We start from the raw sequence: 19787 nt of genomic DNA, 5'->3' as shown, positions 1-19787 counted from the left end.
GGTAGAAGAGTTTTTTGGTTCGGTTTACACCTGTTCTGCGATTGTATAGAGCAATTTTTCCGTTTCATCCCAACCTAAGCAAGGATCCGTGATGGATTTTCCATAAATGTGTTCAGATATCTTTTGACTTCCTGGTTCTAAGTAGCTTTCAATCATAACACCTTTTACTAATTGTTCAATTTCTTTGGATACGTTACGACTATGAAGAATCTCTTTGATGATTCTTGGCTGTTGGTCATATTGTTTATTAGAATTTGCATGGTTAGCATCTACGATGGTGGCTTGGTTAACAAGATCACGTTCCGCATACATTTCAACAAGACGAATCAAATCTTCGTAATGATAATTAGGTATGGATTGGCCATGTTTATTAACAGCTCCACGTAAAATCGTATGGGCAAGAGGATTACCTGTAGTTTCAACTTCATATGCACGATATAAGAAGGTGTGGCTTCCTTGCGCAGCAACAACAGAGTTTAACATAACAGATAAGTCACCACTGGTTGGATTTTTCATACCTGCTGGAACATCCATACCGCTAATTGTAAGTCGATGTTGTTGATCTTCTACAGAACGAGCACCAACTGCTACATAAGATAAAAGATCATCTACATATGGCCAATTCTCTGGATACAGCATTTCATCAGCTGCAGCAAATCCAGTCTCAGCTAAAGAACGAAGATGCATTTTTCTCATTGCAAGCAATCCTTCTTGAAGATCAGGTTCTTTTTCAGGATTTGGTTGATGTACGATACCCTTATATCCTTCACCAGTAGTACGAGGTTTGTTGGTATAGATGCGAGGAATTATGATTAGTTTATCGGCAACTTTATCTTGAACTTTTGCTAAACGATTGATGTATTCACAAACAGAATCTTCTTTATCAGCGGAACAAGGTCCAATGATTACAAGGAATTTATCTGATTCACCTGTGAAGACTTTTTTGATCATCGCATCTCGATTGGCTTTCCATTTGGCGTGCTCAGCAGGCATAGGTAAAGCTTCTTTTAACTGTTGTGGTGTCATTACTTCTTTTACTAGTTTGAAACTCATACTGATTCTCCTTTGCTATTTAAAATACATAAAAAATATGATAAAATATTAGAAACTATTCTCAATTGAATATATAAGAGTATGTTAGTTGGTAATATATTATGTATAATTTACAATAATTGCGTATAATAATGCGTTAATACGTCGAAGTCTATTGTATACGGTTTTTCATCATAAGTCAAATTATTTACCATAGAGGTTCATCTGATTAGATAGGAAGGATAGAAATTATTATGAATAAGAAGAATAGAAGGAAGATTACATTGTGCTTGGCAGCAATGCTTCTCTTAACTGGTTGCCAGAGTAATGGAAAAGGAAAGAGTTCAAATGATAATCAAGCAGAAGCGATTGAACAAGCAACGCAAGATAAGGAAACAGACGTAGGGGTACAGACGGATGAAGGAGTAACAACGGTAGGACAGCAAAGTGAGCAATCTGAAGAAAATACTTCATTGGAGGTGGAAAATACAGATTCCAACACACCAAATGAAGGAAATACGCCCAACGGTGAGAATGAGAAAGAAACACCCAATTCACCAAATAAACCAAATGAATCGAATACTGTAAATAATCCTAATGCGGCAAATAATCCCAATGCTGTGAATGAACCGAATGATACGAACCGTGCAAATACAGTAAATGAACCAAATGCGTCCAATGCAAGTAATGCTACGAATGAAGCTAATACACCGAATACCTCCCAGTCTACGAATGTAAAGAATGAAAACAACACCGAACATGAGCCGAATCAGCCGAATGAACCCAATAATTAATCGTGTCGATATTCGATATTTTCAACAACGTAAGAATAACCAACCTTTTCATAAACCCTATTTGCAATAGGGTTTTTTTGATTTACAAATAAAGTACAATAATGATTACCATTTTGTAAGATTGTATTACTTAGATGATAAATGATTGTAGTGGCATAACCCTTTCCTCGATAAGGAAGGGAAGTATAAACATAGCTAATGGAATATCCATGAATAAGTTTTCTGGTCAAACATGCCATAGAAACAGGCTGTTGTTGCTCATTAAGAAATAAAAAGTATTGACCTAGCTTGATTTGTTCCTCTATGGATGAGAAAAGACGATCATATTCAAAATGAAGCCCAAGTGTTTCTCTTGCAAACAGTACATTCCAATAAGTAATGAGTTCAATGTCATTGCTTGTAGCAAGACGAAATATTCCAGGCTTGATCGTGGTTAATTGTAAATATTTCAGTTCTAAGATATTACTACGAAAATATTCTTTAAATGTAAAGGTAGGATTCAACAGGCAATAACTTTTCAGAAAAACATGACTAATTTTTGCAGTTGCATTGATTCCGTAAATCGGAATCTTGTGTTTCGTTAGATAAGTAACAAGTAAATGAATTGCTTTATAGAGTTGGGGAGATTCACCTTCTGGTGAAAATAATTGAAGACTGTATGGTAAGACATTAGAAAAAAGCAAAACAGGTTTTTGTGCTTGCTGTATAGAACCAAATAGACAATCCGTATTTGCAGAGTGATTATTTTTATTTAAAGATTGAAAGATTATAAGTTGTGTAATGGATTCGTTGGCAATTAGTAGATCTTTATGAATAGCTAAAAAACTCTGTCCGTTATGATAGGTAACGATCTTCATATGCTTCCTCCTTACTCCCATATATTTTATAAGAATAATCGGTATTGCTAAGGTAAGGACCTTTGTAGTTGATTTTGTAGTTTTGATTCATTCTATTATACAAAAAATAGATAAGAATTGAAATGATAAAATGGTAACAGATTATAAAATATAGAAAATATATACATATAAAGATGGATTTTATCCCCAATTACAATTTATAACATAATCTATAAATAGTATTATTATACAAAAAAATTTTCAAGAACGTTGCCAAAGAAAGAAGAGAAGATTTCCGCCTTTGACATGCCATTCATTGAAAATTGTTTTGTTTGTTTCCGTATATTAACTTATGAATTGGTTAATAAAATTACTTATTTTAAAAATACAAGATAAGCAAAATATGCGACATAACTTATAATCATTATAATTCCACCATTTTTGCCAACTTTTCGATCTCGAATAACACAGAGTAATAATAATACCGCGGCAAATATTGCAACGATCGCATCAATAATGAAGCTCTTGGCAAAAGGTACAGGAGTGATTAAAGCAGTAGTTGATAATACAAATAAAATGTTAAATAAATTACTTCCCACAATATTACCAACTGCGATATCATCCTTGCCTTTCTTCGCAGCAGTGATTGAAGTAATCAATTCTGGAAGGGACGTTCCAAAAGCAACGATCGTTAATCCGATGAAACGAGGACTCATACCCAATATTTCAGCAATTTTTGTAGCACTATCAACTGTTATATCACTACCAATGATGATTGCAGCCATTCCAAGAACTGTAATCAACAAAAGGATAGGAATCTTATCATTTGCACTAGCTTCTGGGACATCATCCATTTGAGCAGATCCGGATTTAGATAAACGGATTAAATAAATAAAGAAGATAATAAACATAACCCAGAGAATAATACCGTCAACAATACCTAATGTTCCATCTAAACCAAGAAGTAAAAGAACCAAAGTTGTTAGAATGACATAAGGAAGCTCGAATTTCAATGTGGACTTTTGAATGGTGAGAGGAAGTATAATACTTGTTATTCCGATAATGACTAAAATGTTAAAGATATTACTACCTAATACATTGCTGATAGCAATATCAGCGTTTTTGTTAAGTGCAGCAGTAATACTAACCGCAGCCTCAGGAGCACTTGTTCCGAATGCAACAATGGTTAGTCCAATAACTAATTGGGGAATATGAAATTTGTCTGCAATTTTAGAAGATCCTTCTACAAACTTGTCTGCACCTTTGATTAAGAGGAGAAATCCCAGTACAAGAAGGAATAGTTGAATAATAATCTGCATAATTTCCACCTTTTCTAATGTATTTTGGATACCTATATGATGCATGAACCAGTAGTATATTACTCTACTAGGCTATCGCCTGACAAACGTATGCATCATATATAGGAAAGTCAAATTTCATTTTAAAAGGAATAGAAATTAATGTCAAGGGTTTCGCATAATTAATCAAAATACTGTGCAAAACGTATCAGTAAAAATCTAAAAAATAGGAAAGACGGGAAAAAGGTATGAGAAATGGATTAAAAGTGATAATCGGTTTACTCGTTTTGTTGGTTGTTGGAAATTTTCTATATAAAAAAACCTCACTTTATTATATGATAATGCCTCGTTTACCATTTTCTATGCATTTGAATAAGGAGAATCTTGTACTTGAAAGTGGAGAAACGGACCGCTTAAGGGTGTATGCAATCAATAAGAGAGTCTCTTATCATACTAGTGATTTTAAGGTTGCTTATGTAAATCTGAATGGGAAAGTATTTGCCAAGAAAACGGGCATTGCTTATATTACCGCCAAGGTGGGAAAGAAAACATTTCGCTGTAAAGTTCGAGTGATTGCCCTTTCAAAGAAAAAACTTACGATGGAAGAGGGAGAATCGTTTCAATTAAGAATATACGGAGATGGCTTATTTCATAAGGCTCGTTGGAGTTCAGACAATACGAGTATAGTTTCAGTAAGTAAGAATGGAAAATTAGTAGCGAAAAAAAAGGGGCGTGTCAATATTATTGCAAACATTTATGGAAAGAAACTTGTATGTAGGGTAAAAGTTATCTCCTAATTAGTCATATTTCTAAGATAAGCTGATTAAAATATAGTAATACCTACAAATCGTAGAAGAGGGAAAAATGAGTAAGAAGAAAGCGTATCAATGGATATCGTTCCTAGTTTTCTTTATAATGGTAGCTACTAATACGGTATTTGCAAAAAGCATACCATTGCAGCAAACAAGTTTTGGAAACACTTTATTATCACAAGAAAATACACAAGTAAATACACAAGAAAATACAGAAAAAAAGGAAAAGAAAACGGAACAAAATCAGAAAAACGAACAAGAAAATGAACAAAATGAGCAAAGCGACAAGACAGATACACAAAAAGAAGCAGTTACACAAGAGAACATGCAGTTAAATGTTGGCTTTGAATTAGAATCATCTAGTTGCGTACTTATGGAAGCTTCAACCGGAGCCATCTTATATGCAAAAGAAATGGATAAAGAAGTTGAACCGGCAAGCATAACAAAGATCATGACACTGATTTTAATATTTGAAGCAATTGATTCTGGTAAGATCAAATTAGAAGATCCCGTTAGTGTTAGTGAACATGCAGCCTCTATGGGAGGATCACAGGTTTATCTAGAACCTTTTGAAACACAGACGGTGAATGATATGATCAAATGTATCAGTATTGCAAGTGCCAATGATGCATGTGTTGCTATGGCAGAGCATGTGGCAGGTTCAGAGGAAGAGTTCGTAAATAGAATGAATCAAAAAGCAGAAGAGCTGGGTATGAAGCATACGAAATTTGTGAACTGCTGTGGTTTGGACGTAGATGGACATTACTCCAGTGCACTCGATGTTGCTTTAATGTCTAGAGAATTGATTATCAAACACCCAGAGATTAGTAAATATTCAACAATATGGATGGATACGATTACCCACGTAACTAAAAAAGGGTCAAGTGAATTCGGACTTACTAATACAAATAAATTAGTGCGTACATATAAAGGAATTACAGGTCTAAAAACGGGTTCTACAGGTAAAGCGAAGTATTGTTTATCTGCATCTGCAAATCGAAATGGTATGGATATGATTGCAGTCGTTATGGGCAATCCAAACCCATTACAACGGTTTGTTGAGGCGGGGAAATTATTGGATTATGGATTTGCAAATTGTAGTTTGTATGTAGATAATCACAAAGATCTTGTACTACCAGCTGTTCCTGTTAAAAGAGGATTAGAAGAAACGGTGGAAGGGAAAGTAAATGGAGAATTTCATTATTTGTGTTTGACGAATACGAATCCTGATGAGATTAAGCGAGAAGTTACACTTGCGGAGGAAGTAAAAGCGCCAATTGAAGAAGGATGCACAATTGGTGAAATCACATATCGATATGGAGATAAGAAGATTGGTTCGGTTGAGATCGTAGCCGCTAAACAGGTGAAAGAAGCAAAATTTAAAGACTATTTTACTAAGGTTCTTCAGAAGTTTTTCTTATCAAGTAAGTGATAACATGATATAATGTAGCATTAGGAGTCAAATGTGTAATAGTAGGGAGGTTTTGCAATGGTAGAATTGGGTATTGGAATTGGTTGTTTATTAATCCTATTTGTATTCCTAATGCATAGAGAAAATCATCATTTGACTGTCTCAAAATATGTGATTCACTCGGATAAGATACCAGAGGCTTTTGATCATGTGAAAGTTATATTCTTAACGGATCTGCATAATAATACCTTTGGCAAGAACAATGAAAATCTAATTCGTAGAATAGAACAGGAACATCCGGACTATATAATGGTAGCAGGTGACATGCTTATTGGTCATAAAAAGGCAGATTTCTATGATACATTAAATTTTTTAGAATCGTTAAGTGAAGAATATGCCATCTATTACGTGAATGGCAATCATGAGCAAAAGTTGGCAGAGATGGAGGAAACAAAAGATTCCATCTATAAAGAATATCATGACATATTGAAGGCGTATGGGATACATTTTGTGCATAATGATTCGGTTGAGTTGAAAAGAAAGAATGATTCCATCGTAGTGACGGGATTGGAGATTGGGTTGGAGTATTATAATAAATTAAGCCGACCAAAGATGACACAGGAGTATATAAAAGAGTGCATTGGAACGTGTGATCCAGATACCTATACAGTATTGCTTGCACACAATCCAATGTACTTTGAAGAATATGCAAAATGGGGAGCGGATTTGGTTTTGTCTGGTCATGTTCATGGAGGAATCATGCGATTGCCTTTCTTGGGTGGCGTTATATCTCCCCAGTATATTCTGTTCCCCAAATTTGATAGTGGTCGTTTTGAACAGGATCATGCAACAATGCTTTTATCGAGAGGACTAGGGGTGCATACACTTAAGGTGAGAATCTTTAATCGCCCAGAGATGATGGTATTTACGTGGAAAAAAGAGAATTAGGATATTGCGTAAACCACGTTCTCTTACTATAATGGATAATGTGTAACTAAAATAACAACTTGGAGGTTGCGATGAGAGAGGCGTTACTTAGTGTAGGAGCAGCAATGATTGCGGGGATTGTGGTCATGATCTTACATGAATTACCCAAATCAATCATATATTACGTAAGAAGCTGCCCAGAATGGAGAGAACAACCAGGTTATCAACAAAGGATAAGACGTACTCGAAAAGAAATCGGGAAACTGTGGAAATACATTGATCCCATTGGATTGTTGCTATGTATGACAACGTATTCGGGCTTTTCCAAACCTTATATGTATCGAATGAAAGATCGGAAAACCAATAAAATTGCGGGTATAAGTGGATTTGCTACGTTACTATTTCTTGTGGTCTTAAATCTTTTTATTTTGCGCCTACGATATACCAATGTTAATGTTGATGTAAACCAATTAACAAGTGTACATGAGGTATGTACGATCGTAATCCCATTTTACTTTTTTTATTTTATGGCATATATCAGTATGAATATGCTTTTGGTTAATCTGATTCCAGTGTCTACTTTTGATATTGGTCTTTTAATTGCGGGATATTCGCCAAGTAAATACTTTTCAATCATTAAGAATGACCATTATATAAAGATGATTCTTTTATTTACTGTGTTGGTAGGTGTAATTTCCACAATCAGCAGTTTGGTAATGGAAACGCTGCTTGTTATTATATAGAGTGAATATGGGTATTGTGGAGGCAAAGAAAATATAGGAAAGGCTTTGCAGGAAAACATAAGAAAGATGGTGTAAACATGGGGATACCCGTTAAGTTAGAAGCATTCGAAGGTCCACTTGATTTACTTCTTCATTTGATTGACAAGAATAAGGTTAATATATACGATATACCAATCGTAGAGATTACAAGGCAATATATGGAGTATATTCAGGCAATGGAGACAAAAGACCTGGATGTAATGAGTGAATTTCTAGTAATGGCTGCCACCTTAGTGAATATTAAGGCAAAGATGCTTTTACCAAAAGAAAAGAATGAAGATGAAGAAGAGATTGATCCAAGACAAGAACTTGTTGAACGGCTGTTGGAATATAAGATGTTTCGTTATATCTCCGTTGAACTTAAGGACAAGCAGGTAGATGCAGAAAAAGTCTTATTTAAGGATGCGACGATTCCAAAAGAAATAGCGTCATACAAAGAAGAGGTCCGTATAGAAGATATACTGGGAGACTTAACCCTCGCAAAACTGCATGAGATCTTTGATTCTGTCTTACGTAGACAAGAAGAGAAGATTGACCCGATTCGAAGTAATTTCGGAAAGATAGAGAAAGAAGAAATTACGCTTGGTGACAAGATGGTTGATATCGAACGGTATGCAAAAGAACATAAAAAATTTAGTTTTCGTAAAATGTTAGAACATGCCCAGTCGAAGATGGAGATAATCGTTACCTTCCTTGGTATATTGGAATTAATGAAAGTGGGGAAAATTCATATCTTTCAGGAAGATGTATTTGAAGACATCGAGATTGAATACACTGGTTCGCAGAATATGGAAACGAAGTTGGAGAGTAAGGAAGATGGAGATAAGTAAATTAGAAGCGACGATTGAAGCAATTTTATTTACAATGGGAGAAGCAGTAGAACTTGATCGAATTGCAGTAGCAGTCGGTCATGATGAAGCAACCGTTCGTAAGGTTATCCGCAATATGATGGACAAATACGATGCAGAAGACCGGGGAATTCAGATTATTGAACTGGATAATTCCTTTCAGATGTGTACGAAGGTTTCTACGTACGAAACGATTATCAAGTTGACGCATATTCCGAAAAAACATGTATTAACGGATGTACTATTGGAAACCTTATCGATTATTGCCTATAAACAGCCGATTACGAAATTAGAGATTGAGCAGATTCGTGGAGTAAAGACAGATCATGCAATTAATAAGTTGATCGAATATAATTTGGTTTGTGAAGTTGGTCGATTAGATGCTCCAGGACGTCCAATTTTAGTAGGTACAACAGAAGAGTTCCTAAGAAGCTTTGGTATTACATCATTGGAAGATCTACCTGTGATTAATCCAGAAGTAGTAGAAGACTTCAAGCAGGAAGCGGAAGAAGAGGTACAATTACAGTTGGATGTATAGCACCTAAAATACTTTATAACCGTTTTGGTTATCGATCAAAGAATGAAAGTAAAGCTTGTTATAAAATAAACAAGGAATATAGTCCTATACAAGTATGCAGATTCGAATGAAAGAGAATGAACGCATGACTTGTACAGGATTTTTTTTATTATCAAATAAATTTATGAAAAATTTATTTGTTTGACAATTTGCGAAATATATTCCATAAAAGAATTAAGATTAGAAATATTTAGTTTTCTTTTATTTGTGAAAAATTGAAAAAGCAGTTTGGTTGTCATAAGTTATAATGTAATCCTAGTAAATACTGATACGTGGACAGTTATGATAAAATAAACATCTGTGTTAATAATGCTAATTGCATATATAATATGAACGATAAAAACAATATATGGAATGGGGAGTGGTAAATCTGTCTATCAATGATATGATAAAACGACAAAATATGTACAATAAAACCAACGAAATATCTTGATTAATAAATTGTATAGTGATAACATATAAATGATAAAAAAATATCAAAGACATGAGAAAGGGGCTTACCATGTTAACGCAAGACGAAATGAACAAAATGGATGCAATCATGCAGTCTCACGAGTATCAGCAGACAGCAGTAATTGCTATTTTACAGGAAGTACAAAAAGAATATAGATACTTACCTGAAGATGCATTATGCTACATAGCCAAAGGTTTAAAGCTTAGTGAAGCGAAAGTTTATGGGGTAGCAACATTTTATGAGAATTTCTCATTGGAACCTAAAGGTAAATACGTTATTAAATGCTGTGATGGAACAGCATGTCACGTTCGAGGATCTATACCAATTTTAGAGGAGTTTCGTAAACAATTAGGTGTTAGTGAAAAGAAACCAACGACAGACGATATGCTGTTCACAGTAGAAACCGTTTCTTGTCTAGGAGCGTGTGGACTAGCACCTGTATGTACCGTGAATGACGTCGTACATGCGGCAATGACAACAAAAAAAGCAGCAGATTTGATCAAGCAGTTGAAGGAGGAAGCCGCAAATGAAAATTAGTACGCGAGAAGAATTGGAAGCAAGACGCCAGGAATACAAACAGGCATTAAATAGCCAATATAAACAAATCTTGATTTGTGCTGGTACCGGTTGCGTTGCTGGTGGTTCTCTGGAGATATATGCCAGAATGCAGGAATTGATCGAAGCGAAAGGCTTGAAATGTTCAGTTCGATTGGAAAAAGAACCACATGAACCATCTATTGGACTGAAAAAGAGTGGTTGTCATGGTTTTTGCGAGATGGGACCACTTCTTAGAATTGAACCAATGGGTTGGCTCTATATCAAGGTTAAAGTAGATGACTGCGAAGAAATCTTAGAGAAGAGTATTCTTGCAGACGAAGTAATCGATCGTCTTGTATACAAAGACAAAGATGGAAACGCATATCAAAAACAAGAAGAAATCCCATTTTATAAGCAACAAACCCGTGTTGCATTGGAACATTGTGGACACATTAATGCGGAATCAATTAAAGAGTACATAGCTGTTGGTGGATATTCTGCTTTAGCAAAAGCATTATTCGATATGACTTCCGAAGAAATCGTGGATGAAATCACAGAATCCTCTTTACGTGGTAGAGGGGGCGGTGGATTCCCAACAGGAAGAAAATGGGCACAAGTATTACGTCAGACAGAACCAACAAAATATGTTGTATGTAATGGTGATGAAGGAGACCCAGGTGCATTCATGGATCGAAGCATGATGGAAGGGGATCCACATCGTGTAATTGAAGGAATGATTATTGCCGGTGTGGCAACGAAAGCAACCCATGGTTATATCTATGTTCGTGCAGAGTATCCATTGGCTGTAGCAAGATTGCAAAGAGCCATTGAGCAAGCGGAAGAATACGGTTTATTAGGCGAGAATATCTTAGGTTCAGGTTTTGATTTTGATCTTCGTATCAGCCAAGGAGCAGGAGCCTTTGTTTGTGGGGAAGGTAGTGCTTTAACAGCTTCAATTGAAGGTAATCGTGGTATGCCAAGAGTAAAACCACCTCGTACAGTTGAGAAAGGATTATTTGAAAAACCAACTGTTCTTAACAATGTTGAGACATATTGTAATGTTCCTCCAATTATTAATAAGGGAGCAAAATGGTATGCAACAATGGGACCAGAGAATAACCATGGAACGAAAGCATTTGCATTAACTGGTAATGTACAGAATACCGGTTTAATTGAAGTTCCAATGGGAACGACATTACGAGAAGTAATCTTCGATATTGGTGGTGGCGTTAAGGGCGGTAATTTCAAAGCTGTTCAAATTGGTGGACCATCAGGTGGATGTTTATGTATCAATGCAACGGAAGACCATCTAGATATGAATCTGGATTTCGACTCTCTTAAGAAAGTGGGAGCTATGATCGGTAGTGGTGGACTTGTTGTTATGAACGACAAGAGCTGTATGGTTGAAGTTGCTCGTTTCTTTATGAATTTTACGCAGAATGAATCTTGTGGTAAATGTGTTCCTTGTAGAGAAGGTACAAAACGTATGTTAGAACTGTTGACGGATATCGTCGAAGGAAGAGGTACCTTAGAACATATTGATATGTTGGAAGAACTGGCGCAAACAATTTCTGCTACAGCATTGTGTGGACTTGGTAAGACAGCTGCATCTCCAGTTGTCAGTACATTAAAATACTTTAGAGATGAATATATTGCCCATGTTGTGGATAAGAAATGTCCAGCTGGACAATGTAAAGCATTGATTTCTCTTCAAATCGACCCTGAATTATGTAAGGGTTGTAGCAAATGTGCAAGAATGTGCCCTGTTGGAGCAATATCTGGTGAAATTAAGAGTCCATTCAAGATTGACCAGACCAAATGTATTAAGTGTGGTGCTTGTAGAGATGGCTGTAATTTCCATGCTGTTAAAGAAGTATAGGGTGCGAAAGGAGAGAATACAATGTCAAAGTATATGATTATAGATGGTAACAGAGTTGAATTCGACAACGAGAAGAACATTTTAGCCTTAGTACGTAAAGCTGGAATCGACTTACCTACATTCTGTTACTATTCGGATTTATCCATTTATGGGGCATGTAGAATGTGCGTTGTGGAGGATGAACGCGGCGGTATTATTGCTTCTTGTTCCACTCCACCAAAGGATAAGATGGTGGTCAAAACTAATACACCAAAGTTGCATCAGCACAGAAAGATGATCCTGGAATTATTATTAGCAGCACATTGCAGAGATTGTACCGTTTGTGAGAAAAATGGAAAATGTCGTTTGCAGGAGTTGGCACATCGTTTTGGATTAAAAGATATTCGTTTTAAGAATACAGTAGAGGAAGTAGAATTGGATACTTCTTCAAAAGCAATTGTTCGTGATCCAAGCAAATGTATCCTATGTGGTGACTGTGTAAGAATGTGTAATGAAGTGCAGAATGTAGGAGCAATTGATTTTGCACATCGTGGAGCAAAGATGGTTGTATCCCCTGCTTTTGGTAGAGATTTAGCAGATACCAATTGTGTAAACTGTGGTCAATGTGCGGCAGTCTGTCCAACAGGTGCAATTATTGTTAAGAGTAGTTTAAAGGATGTATGGAAAGCTTTATACGATGATTCCAAACGTGTTGTTGTACAAGTAGCTCCAGCGGTACGAGTTGCTCTTGGAGAAGAGTTTGGCATAGCTGCTGGTGAGAATGTTATGGGCAAGATTGTAGCAGCATTAAGACGTTTAGGTTTTGATGAAATCTATGATACTTCTGTCAGTGCAGATTTAACGGTTATGGAAGAGTCAAAAGAGTTCTTGAAAAAATTGGAATCAGGTGATAATACATATCCACTCTTTACCTCCTGTTGTCCAGCTTGGGTACGTTATGTCCAGACGAAACACCCAGAGTTGAACAAATACGTCTCTACTTGTAAGTCACCTATGGAGATGTTCGGTACCGTAATCAAGGAACATTTTAAATCCAGAGATATAATGGATCATAAAACAACCATTTCTGTGGCTGTTATGCCTTGTACAGCGAAAAAAGCAGAAGCAGCAAGAGAAGAATTCGTAAGAAATGAAGTACCAGATGTAGATTATGTCATCACAACTACAGAACTTGTTAAGATGATTAAGGAAATCGGTATCCAGTTTACAGAATTGGAACCAGAAGCAACAGATATGCCATTCTCCTTATATTCAGGAGCAGGCGTAATCTTTGGTGTAACAGGTGGTGTTACAGAAGCTGTTATCCGTCGAGTTGTTGAAGATAAGAGTCAGCAAGTTTTGAAGGAAATTGAATTCCTTGGTGTTCGTGGTTTAGAAGGTGTGAAAGTCTGCGAATTACCAATTGGAGATACATCATTAAAAATCGGTATTGTCAGTGGTCTTGGCAATGCAGAAAAACTCATTCAAAAGATGGAAAGTGGAGAAGAACACTTTGATTTTGTAGAAGTTATGGCATGTCCTGGAGGCTGTATCAGCGGTGCTGGTCAACCATTCTCTCATCAACCAGAGAAGAAGGAACGTGCAAAAGGAATCTATAAAACAGATAAAGTATCTCAAATCAAGAGAAGTGAAGAAAATCCACTAATGATGGCTTTATATGACGGAATGTTAAAGCATCGTACACATGAATTACTGCATGTGGAATATCGTACTGATAATGAGTGATCGGTTACAGGTGTATAAGGGGTAACCAGAGTTGAGGAGGCTGTTGCTTATGTTAATTAGTGTTTGTATTGGGAGTGCGTGTCACTTAAAAGGTTCGTATGATGTGATTGATAAACTCCAGGAATTAGTGGAAGATAATAATCTTGGTAATAAAGTAGAACTGAAAGCGGTGTTTTGCCTAGGAAATTGTCAAAATGGGGTGTCCGTAAAGATTAACGAAGAAGAGCATATATACAGTGTGACCAAAAAGACAGTGAACACGTTTTTTGAAGAAGTAGTAAAACCAAAATTAACTGAGTAGGTAAGTCGGAAGAAAAGAGAAAATCGCAAGATTTTCTCTTTTTTTCTTGCATTTTTCCCATATTTATTTTATGATACAAGGGTTAAAAGGTGATAATACTCATGTTTGCATGAATATTTATTATATCCTTAGCGAGAAAGAATAATTATTACATTAAGCTTCACAAACTAGGAGCGTCTGATTTACAAGGATTGCTCTGATCATAAAAGAAAGAATAAGGAAAGAGGTGTTAACATGAGCGATAATAATAATCTTGATGAAACCTTGGATTGGGAATATATGTCTGGCTTTTATGAAGAAGGCCCTGAGAAGAAGATCAAGTCGCTAGAAGAGTATGATTTAGGTGATGAAGAACCTACAATAGAAGATGTACAAGGAATTGATAAAGAGAATAAGGAACTTTTACAGACGATTGAAGATGTAAAACGTGTAAGAGAACTCCTTCCTACTGGAAAAACTGTAGCAGAGATAGCAGAGGTGTTACAGATGGATATGGGATATGTGAATACCATCGCAATGACGCTTGGTTACAGTACAGAGGATAGTGGTGACATTGCTATAGCACACTTAGTTATGATGGAAAAGTAAATAATGAAAATGAAAAAGTAGCCCGAGGAAATTTAGATACAATTTCTACGGGCTATACTTAATTGTACTTATCTAGAATGACATGCATTTACAAATGACTCGAAAAGTTCTCGCATCTCATCGGTTCGTGCGAACATCATCTCAGGATGCCATTGTACAGCAATTCCATAAGGATGGTCCTGTAATTCTATAGCCTCAATGATATGATCCGAGGTGACACCAACAACATTCAGTTGTCTACCAGGAATAGCAACTGCTTGATGATGGTAGCTGTTTACAAAAATCACATCGCCAAAAAGCGAATGCAACTTTGAACCTGTAGTAAGTGTAACTTTATGGATGCCACGATATCGTTCCGCTTTTTGCATATGAAGAATTGTTGGTGTATCTACGTCATCCAAATCTTGATAAATCGTGCCACCTAAACAGATATTGACCAGCTGAATGCCTCTACAAATGCCTAGAAATGGTTTTTTGGTACGTAGTATCTTCTTCACAAGTGCTATCTGAAAAGCGTCTAATTTGTTATTAACCGTACCTAGACGTTTGGAAGGCTCTTGATTAAAATAAATAGGATTGATATCAATCCCCCCACTCAAGAGAAAACCATCACATAAGTTAATATACGTATCTAATAGGTCATAATGCATAATCGGTGGTATGATAATTGGTGTAGCGTGAACCTTTTCCAATGCCAAAACGTATTCATCATTTACATACATGTGATCGGTCCCCATATGATCAGCAAATGTTATATTGGCTAAAACGCCAATAACAGGAGAAGTTGTCAATTTAGCACCATCCTTTAACTCGTTCCATTATAGTTTAGTATATTGTTGAGTGGATTCGATATATGACAGTATACGAGGAAAAGAACAGAAAAAGAAATGGGAACGATGAAATGAGAAGGATGAAATGCCCAATACGTAAAATTGACAGAACCATTAGGAAATAGTATACTGTTCTTATATGTAGTACATAATAGACTACTAATAACCGGTATGATATCATTGTATTCACAAAACCGTAACAACAGAAGTATAAGTTTGGGGAGAAAGGATGAATGACTATGGAAATTATTCAAAAATGTATGATGGAATTAGCAAAGCTTGAACAAGTTATGGCAATAACGTTAGGAGGTTCACGTGCATCAGGATTGAGTGACAAAGATTCGGATTATGATATTTATATTTATTGTCAAGAACCAATTCCAAAAGAGGAGCGGAAGAAGATTTTAGAAAACTATTGTAATTATATAGAATTGGGAAATACATATTGGGAAGAAGAAGATGATTGCAGATTGAAGACGGGGACCGTTATGGAAATCATATATCGGGACTATGCTTCTTTTGATCGACAATTAATACAAACCGTGATTTATGGAAATGCGAATAATGGTTATACTACTTGTATGTGGAATAATTTATTAACCAGTAAGATACTTTATGAAAAAGAGAAATGTTATTCAAAATTAGTAGAGAAATATCGTGTCCCTTATCCTAGAAAACTTAAGGAGGCAATCATTCGAAAAAATTATGAATTATTAACCGGCTACATTCCTTCTTTTGATGAACAGATAAAGAAAGCATATAAAAGAAAAGATTATATTAGTGTTAATCATCGGATAACAGAATATGTGGCTTCGTACTTTGATCTTGTATTTGCAGCAAATGAAGTCCTTCATCCGGGGGAAAAACGTATGTTATCCATTGCCTTAGACAAATGCGAACGTCTACCAGAAAAGATCAAACAAATAGAAACCATGATTATGGAAAGCAGTCACCCAGAAAAAGCATTAGCCTGTTTGGAACAATTAACGGAAGATATGAAGAAATTTATGATAAAATACAACCTTCTGCCTTGAGTTCATACAAATATGTTGCTATAATAGAGAATAGCTTGTATAATACCTTTGGCAACGGGAAAAAGTTGCTTTATTTCTACAATAGATAGGAGTTTTCAATGCTAGAGAAATTTTATCCTGATGAATATGTGGATAGTGCGTATTCAATCGATTATAAAACATTATATGATATGGGATATAGAGGAATCCTATTTGATATCGATAATACATTGGTAGAACATGGGGCGGACGCCAGCCAACGTGCAAAAGATCTGTTTGAGAAGCTTCGTGAAATTGGTTTTTCTGTATGTCTGATCTCAAATAATCAAAAAGAGCGAGTAGAAAGATTTAATAAAGATATTCAAGCTAATTATATCTATAATGCGCACAAACCTAGTACAAAGAATTATTATAAGGCGATGGAACTCATGGGAACGACGCCAAAGAATTCTGTATTTGTTGGTGATCAGTTATTTACTGATGTATATGGAGCAAAACGTGCTGGTATGACCTCATATCTCGCAAAACCGATCGATCCAAAAGAAGAAATCCAAATTGTGCTCAAACGTTATCTTGAGCGTATTGTGTTGCACTATTATAGAAAACATTTGTCAAAAAAACGTTAACGAATTTGGAAAGGACGATGGCACTCCGATGAGAATACTGATAATTAATGGACCAAATATTAATTTCCTTGGCATTCGTGAAAAGGGAATCTATGGGGATGAAGGATTTGCAAAACTATTAAAAAATCTTGAACAAAAAGCAAAAGAAGAGGGCATTGAAATTGAAACATTTCAAAGCAATGGGGAAGGAGAAATCATCGATCGAATTCAAAAAGCATATTTTGAAGAGATGGATGGCATTATCATTAACCCAGGTGCTTATACTCATTATAGTTATGCAATCTGTGATGCACTAGCATCGGTAGAAATGCCTAAGATTGAGGTACATATCTCAAACGTGCACAAAAGAGAAGATTTTCGACATGTTTCAGTAACCGCACCAGCCTGTACAGGTCAGATCGTTGGTTTGGGATTAGATGGTTATCTCTATGCATTAGAAGCAATCAAATCAATGATTAGTAAACAGAAATAGGTATTATATTTTTATATATTGGAGGAAATACTAATGAATATGAAAGAAAGAGTTATCAAAGTTTTAGATGAATTAAACTTAGATGCAGTATTAGTATCTGATGGCTATAATATGCGTTATATCAGTGGATTTACTGGTGCAACAGGATATTTATATGTATCAAGAAATCGCAGTGTCATCTTAACCGATTTCCGTTATACCATTCAAGCAAATAACCAAAGCCAAGGTTTTGAAGTAATTGAGATCGGTAAAGGTGGTTATACAGCTGCAATTAATGATTTACTTGACGCTGATCAAACGAAACGACTAGGCTTTGAAGATGATCATTTACTTTATGCAAATTATAGTTCATTGAATGAAAAACTTCATAAAGAAGAAATGGTTCCAGTAAAAGATGCCTTAACCAAATTGAGAATCGTTAAGACTGCAGATGAATTAGAGAAGATAAAAATGGCAGAACACATTGGAGATATCGCCTTTACGAAGATACTTGAAGTAATTAAGCCAGGAATGACAGAATTAGAAGTGGCTGCTTATCTGGAATTTTTCATGAAGACCAATGGAGCAGAAGGATTAAGCTTTGATTCCATCGTTGCATCAGGTGTGAATTCTTCAATGCCACATGCGACTCCATCAAACAAGAAGATTGAATTAGGCGATTTCGTAACAATGGACTTCGGATGTCTGTATCAAGGATATTGTTCTGATATGACAAGAACGATCGTTGTTGGAAAAGCTTCACCAGAACAAAAAGAAGTATACAATACGGTATTAAAGGCGCAATTAGCTGCAATGGAAGTCATTCGTGCAGGTGTAATTGGAAAAGATGTTGATAAAGTAGCAAGAGATTTAATTGATTCAACCAAATACAAAGGTTGTTTTGGTCACGGACTTGGTCATAGTGTTGGCTTATTCATTCATGAAGAGCCTAGATTCTCCGCTGGAGAAAACAATGCAATCTTAGCTGGTGTTACAGAAACAGTTGAACCAGGTATCTATATCAAAGATTTTGGTGGTGTTCGTATAGAAGACTTGGTAGTTGTTACAGAAAATGGCTTTGAGAATTTCACCCATTCTGAAAAACAATTAATTGAATTATAATAATGTAAGTGTTATCAGCAGTATTTGATCCTTGCAACTTTTTGTAAAGGAACCAAAAATATGTAATACTTAAAAAAAACAGTTGAAAAATAGCGAATAATATTATAAACTTAAATGAGTTGATAATATGGGTTATCACGTATTATCTATTGTCCTAGTATGGAATTGAGAATAAGCCATATCACGCAATAGAATTAAGATCAGGACACATTAAGGAGGAATACTATAATGGTATCAGCAGGCGATTTTAGAAACGGCTTGACTATCGAATTAGATAATGGAATTTATCAAGTAATTGAATTTCAACATGTTAAACCTGGTAAAGGTGCAGCGTTCGTTAGAACAAAGTTAAAAAATATTAAAAATGGTGGTGTTGTGGAAAGAACATTCAGACCAACTGAAAAATGTCCACAAGCTCACATTGAAAGAAAAGATATGCAATACTTATATTCAGATGGTGATTTATATCACTTCATGGATGTAGAAACATTCGACCAAATCGGAATGAATGAAGATCAAGTAGGTGACTCATTGAAATTCGTTAAAGAAAACGATATGGTTAAGATGTGTTCACATAATGGAGATGTATTCGCTATTGAACCACCTCTATTTGTTGAACTTGAAATCACAGAAACAGAACCAGGTGTAAAAGGTGATACTGCAACAGGTGCTACAAAACCAGCTACAGTTGAAACAGGTGCTACAATCTATGTTCCTTTATTCGTTAACCAAGGAGATAAAATTAGCATCGATACACGTACAGGAGAATACCTTAAGAGAGTATAATCTTAAGTCTATAAAGAAAGCGCAGGATCAAATGATATGATTCCCCTTAAGTAGACAAGGTAAATAACCAAATCTACTTAGGGGGAAATTTTTATGTCCAAATATACGACAGAAATAAGGCTAGCAGCATGCAAAGAATATTTTGATGGAAAGTTATC

Annotated in this window: 21 protein-coding genes; 17 read left to right on the top strand and 4 right to left on the bottom strand. The window is 35.6% G+C overall.

The features are described 5' to 3' along the window. Nucleotides 1–24: 24 nt before the first annotated feature. Nucleotides 25–1053: a 3-deoxy-7-phosphoheptulonate synthase gene (locus HBB17_RS06475; RefSeq protein WP_167956672.1), complete on the bottom strand. Its 1029-nt coding sequence runs from the start codon at nt 1051–1053 to the stop codon at nt 25–27. Nucleotides 1054–1286: 233 nt separating this feature from the next. On the opposite strand from HBB17_RS06475, the gene HBB17_RS06470 reads away from it, so the two are divergent. After that, entirely contained in the window at nt 1287–1826 is a 540-nt protein-coding gene (locus HBB17_RS06470) for a hypothetical protein (protein WP_167956671.1), read from the top strand. Here the strand turns inward: HBB17_RS06470 and HBB17_RS06465 are convergent. Together HBB17_RS06465 and HBB17_RS06460 are read right to left on the bottom strand one after the other, a co-directional pair. Beyond that, on the bottom strand, nt 1823–2683 hold the full coding sequence (locus HBB17_RS06465; RefSeq protein WP_167956670.1) for a GNAT family N-acetyltransferase: 861 nt from the start codon (nt 2681–2683) through the stop codon (nt 1823–1825). The two genes, HBB17_RS06470 and HBB17_RS06465, sit on opposite strands and share 4 nt — an antisense overlap. Nucleotides 2684–3036: 353 nt before the next feature. After that, nucleotides 3037–3981: a calcium/sodium antiporter gene (locus HBB17_RS06460; protein WP_207717329.1), complete on the bottom strand. Its 945-nt coding sequence runs from the start codon at nt 3979–3981 to the stop codon at nt 3037–3039. A 227-nt stretch (nt 3982–4208) separates the two neighbouring features. Here HBB17_RS06460 and HBB17_RS06455 point away from each other — a divergent pair, with 227 nt between their 5' ends. From HBB17_RS06455 to HBB17_RS06405, 11 genes are all read left to right on the top strand, one after another. Further along, nucleotides 4209–4757 (top strand): Ig-like domain-containing protein, encoded by a 549-nt coding sequence (locus tag HBB17_RS06455; protein WP_167956669.1) that lies wholly within the window; start codon nt 4209–4211, stop codon nt 4755–4757. Nucleotides 4758–4824: 67 nt separating this feature from the next. Continuing rightward, nucleotides 4825–6204: a D-alanyl-D-alanine carboxypeptidase family protein gene (locus tag HBB17_RS06450; protein WP_238483689.1), complete on the top strand. Its 1380-nt coding sequence runs from the start codon at nt 4825–4827 to the stop codon at nt 6202–6204. 57 nt (nt 6205–6261) lie between these two features. Beyond that, entirely contained in the window at nt 6262–7131 is an 870-nt protein-coding gene (locus tag HBB17_RS06445; protein WP_167956668.1) for a metallophosphoesterase, read from the top strand. Between the two features lie 71 nt (nt 7132–7202). After that, nucleotides 7203–7853: a hypothetical protein gene (locus tag HBB17_RS06440; RefSeq protein WP_167956667.1), complete on the top strand. Its 651-nt coding sequence runs from the start codon at nt 7203–7205 to the stop codon at nt 7851–7853. A gap of 77 nt (nt 7854–7930) precedes the next feature. Beyond that, nucleotides 7931–8722 carry a segregation and condensation protein A gene (locus HBB17_RS06435; RefSeq protein ID WP_167956666.1) on the top strand — a complete coding sequence of 264 codons (792 nt, stop codon included), beginning with the start codon at nt 7931–7933 and terminating at the stop codon, nt 8720–8722. Continuing rightward, on the top strand, nt 8709–9278 hold the full coding sequence (gene scpB / locus HBB17_RS06430) for an SMC-Scp complex subunit ScpB (protein ID WP_167956665.1): 570 nt from the start codon (nt 8709–8711) through the stop codon (nt 9276–9278). The genes HBB17_RS06435 and scpB overlap by 14 nt, the downstream gene beginning before the upstream one ends. Nucleotides 9279–9819: 541 nt before the next feature. Then, on the top strand, nt 9820–10308 hold the full coding sequence (locus HBB17_RS06425; protein WP_207717332.1) for an NADH-quinone oxidoreductase subunit NuoE family protein: 489 nt from the start codon (nt 9820–9822) through the stop codon (nt 10306–10308). Beyond that, entirely contained in the window at nt 10298–12187 is a 1890-nt protein-coding gene (locus HBB17_RS06420; protein ID WP_167956664.1) for an NADH-quinone oxidoreductase subunit NuoF, read from the top strand. Before HBB17_RS06425 ends, HBB17_RS06420 begins: the two co-directional genes overlap by 11 nt. Before the next feature lie 21 nt (nt 12188–12208). Next, nucleotides 12209–13912 carry a [FeFe] hydrogenase, group A gene (locus tag HBB17_RS06415; RefSeq protein ID WP_167956663.1) on the top strand — a complete coding sequence of 568 codons (1704 nt, stop codon included), beginning with the start codon at nt 12209–12211 and terminating at the stop codon, nt 13910–13912. 49 nt (nt 13913–13961) lie between these two features. Continuing rightward, nucleotides 13962–14213, top strand: a complete 252-nt coding sequence (locus HBB17_RS06410) for a (2Fe-2S) ferredoxin domain-containing protein (protein ID WP_167956662.1) — start codon at nt 13962–13964, stop codon at nt 14211–14213. A gap of 234 nt (nt 14214–14447) precedes the next feature. After that, entirely contained in the window at nt 14448–14801 is a 354-nt protein-coding gene (locus HBB17_RS06405) for a hypothetical protein (protein ID WP_167956661.1), read from the top strand. A 68-nt stretch (nt 14802–14869) separates the two neighbouring features. On the opposite strand, the gene HBB17_RS06400 is transcribed toward HBB17_RS06405, so the two are convergent. After that, a complete protein-coding gene (locus HBB17_RS06400; RefSeq protein ID WP_167956660.1) occupies nt 14870–15592 on the bottom strand; it encodes a gamma-glutamyl-gamma-aminobutyrate hydrolase family protein in 723 nt (240 codons plus the stop codon). 278 nt (nt 15593–15870) lie between these two features. Here HBB17_RS06400 and HBB17_RS06395 point away from each other — a divergent pair, with 278 nt between their 5' ends. The 5 genes from HBB17_RS06395 (at nt 15871) to efp (ending at nt 19629) form a co-directional block, all read left to right on the top strand. Continuing rightward, nucleotides 15871–16665 (top strand): nucleotidyltransferase domain-containing protein, encoded by a 795-nt coding sequence (locus tag HBB17_RS06395; protein WP_167956659.1) that lies wholly within the window; start codon nt 15871–15873, stop codon nt 16663–16665. A 98-nt stretch (nt 16666–16763) separates the two neighbouring features. Further along, the gene (locus HBB17_RS06390; RefSeq protein WP_167956658.1) at nt 16764–17270 is read left to right on the top strand and encodes a YqeG family HAD IIIA-type phosphatase; all 507 of its coding nucleotides are present in this window, start codon (nt 16764–16766) and stop codon (nt 17268–17270) included. Nucleotides 17271–17298: 28 nt separating this feature from the next. After that, the gene (aroQ, locus tag HBB17_RS06385; protein ID WP_167956657.1) at nt 17299–17742 is read left to right on the top strand and encodes a type II 3-dehydroquinate dehydratase; all 444 of its coding nucleotides are present in this window, start codon (nt 17299–17301) and stop codon (nt 17740–17742) included. A gap of 33 nt (nt 17743–17775) precedes the next feature. After that, nucleotides 17776–18843 (top strand): M24 family metallopeptidase, encoded by a 1068-nt coding sequence (locus tag HBB17_RS06380; protein ID WP_238483688.1) that lies wholly within the window; start codon nt 17776–17778, stop codon nt 18841–18843. A gap of 228 nt (nt 18844–19071) precedes the next feature. Further along, a complete protein-coding gene (gene efp / locus HBB17_RS06375) occupies nt 19072–19629 on the top strand; it encodes an elongation factor P (protein WP_167956656.1) in 558 nt (185 codons plus the stop codon). Nucleotides 19630–19787 lie beyond the last annotated feature (158 nt).

This window comes from Anaerosporobacter faecicola (assembly GCF_012070565.1).
Classification (GTDB): Bacteria; Bacillota; Clostridia; order Lachnospirales; family Lachnospiraceae; genus Anaerosporobacter; species Anaerosporobacter faecicola.
Note: the sequence above shows the minus strand (reverse complement) of the source record. Positions and strands in the feature narration are given on the sequence as shown.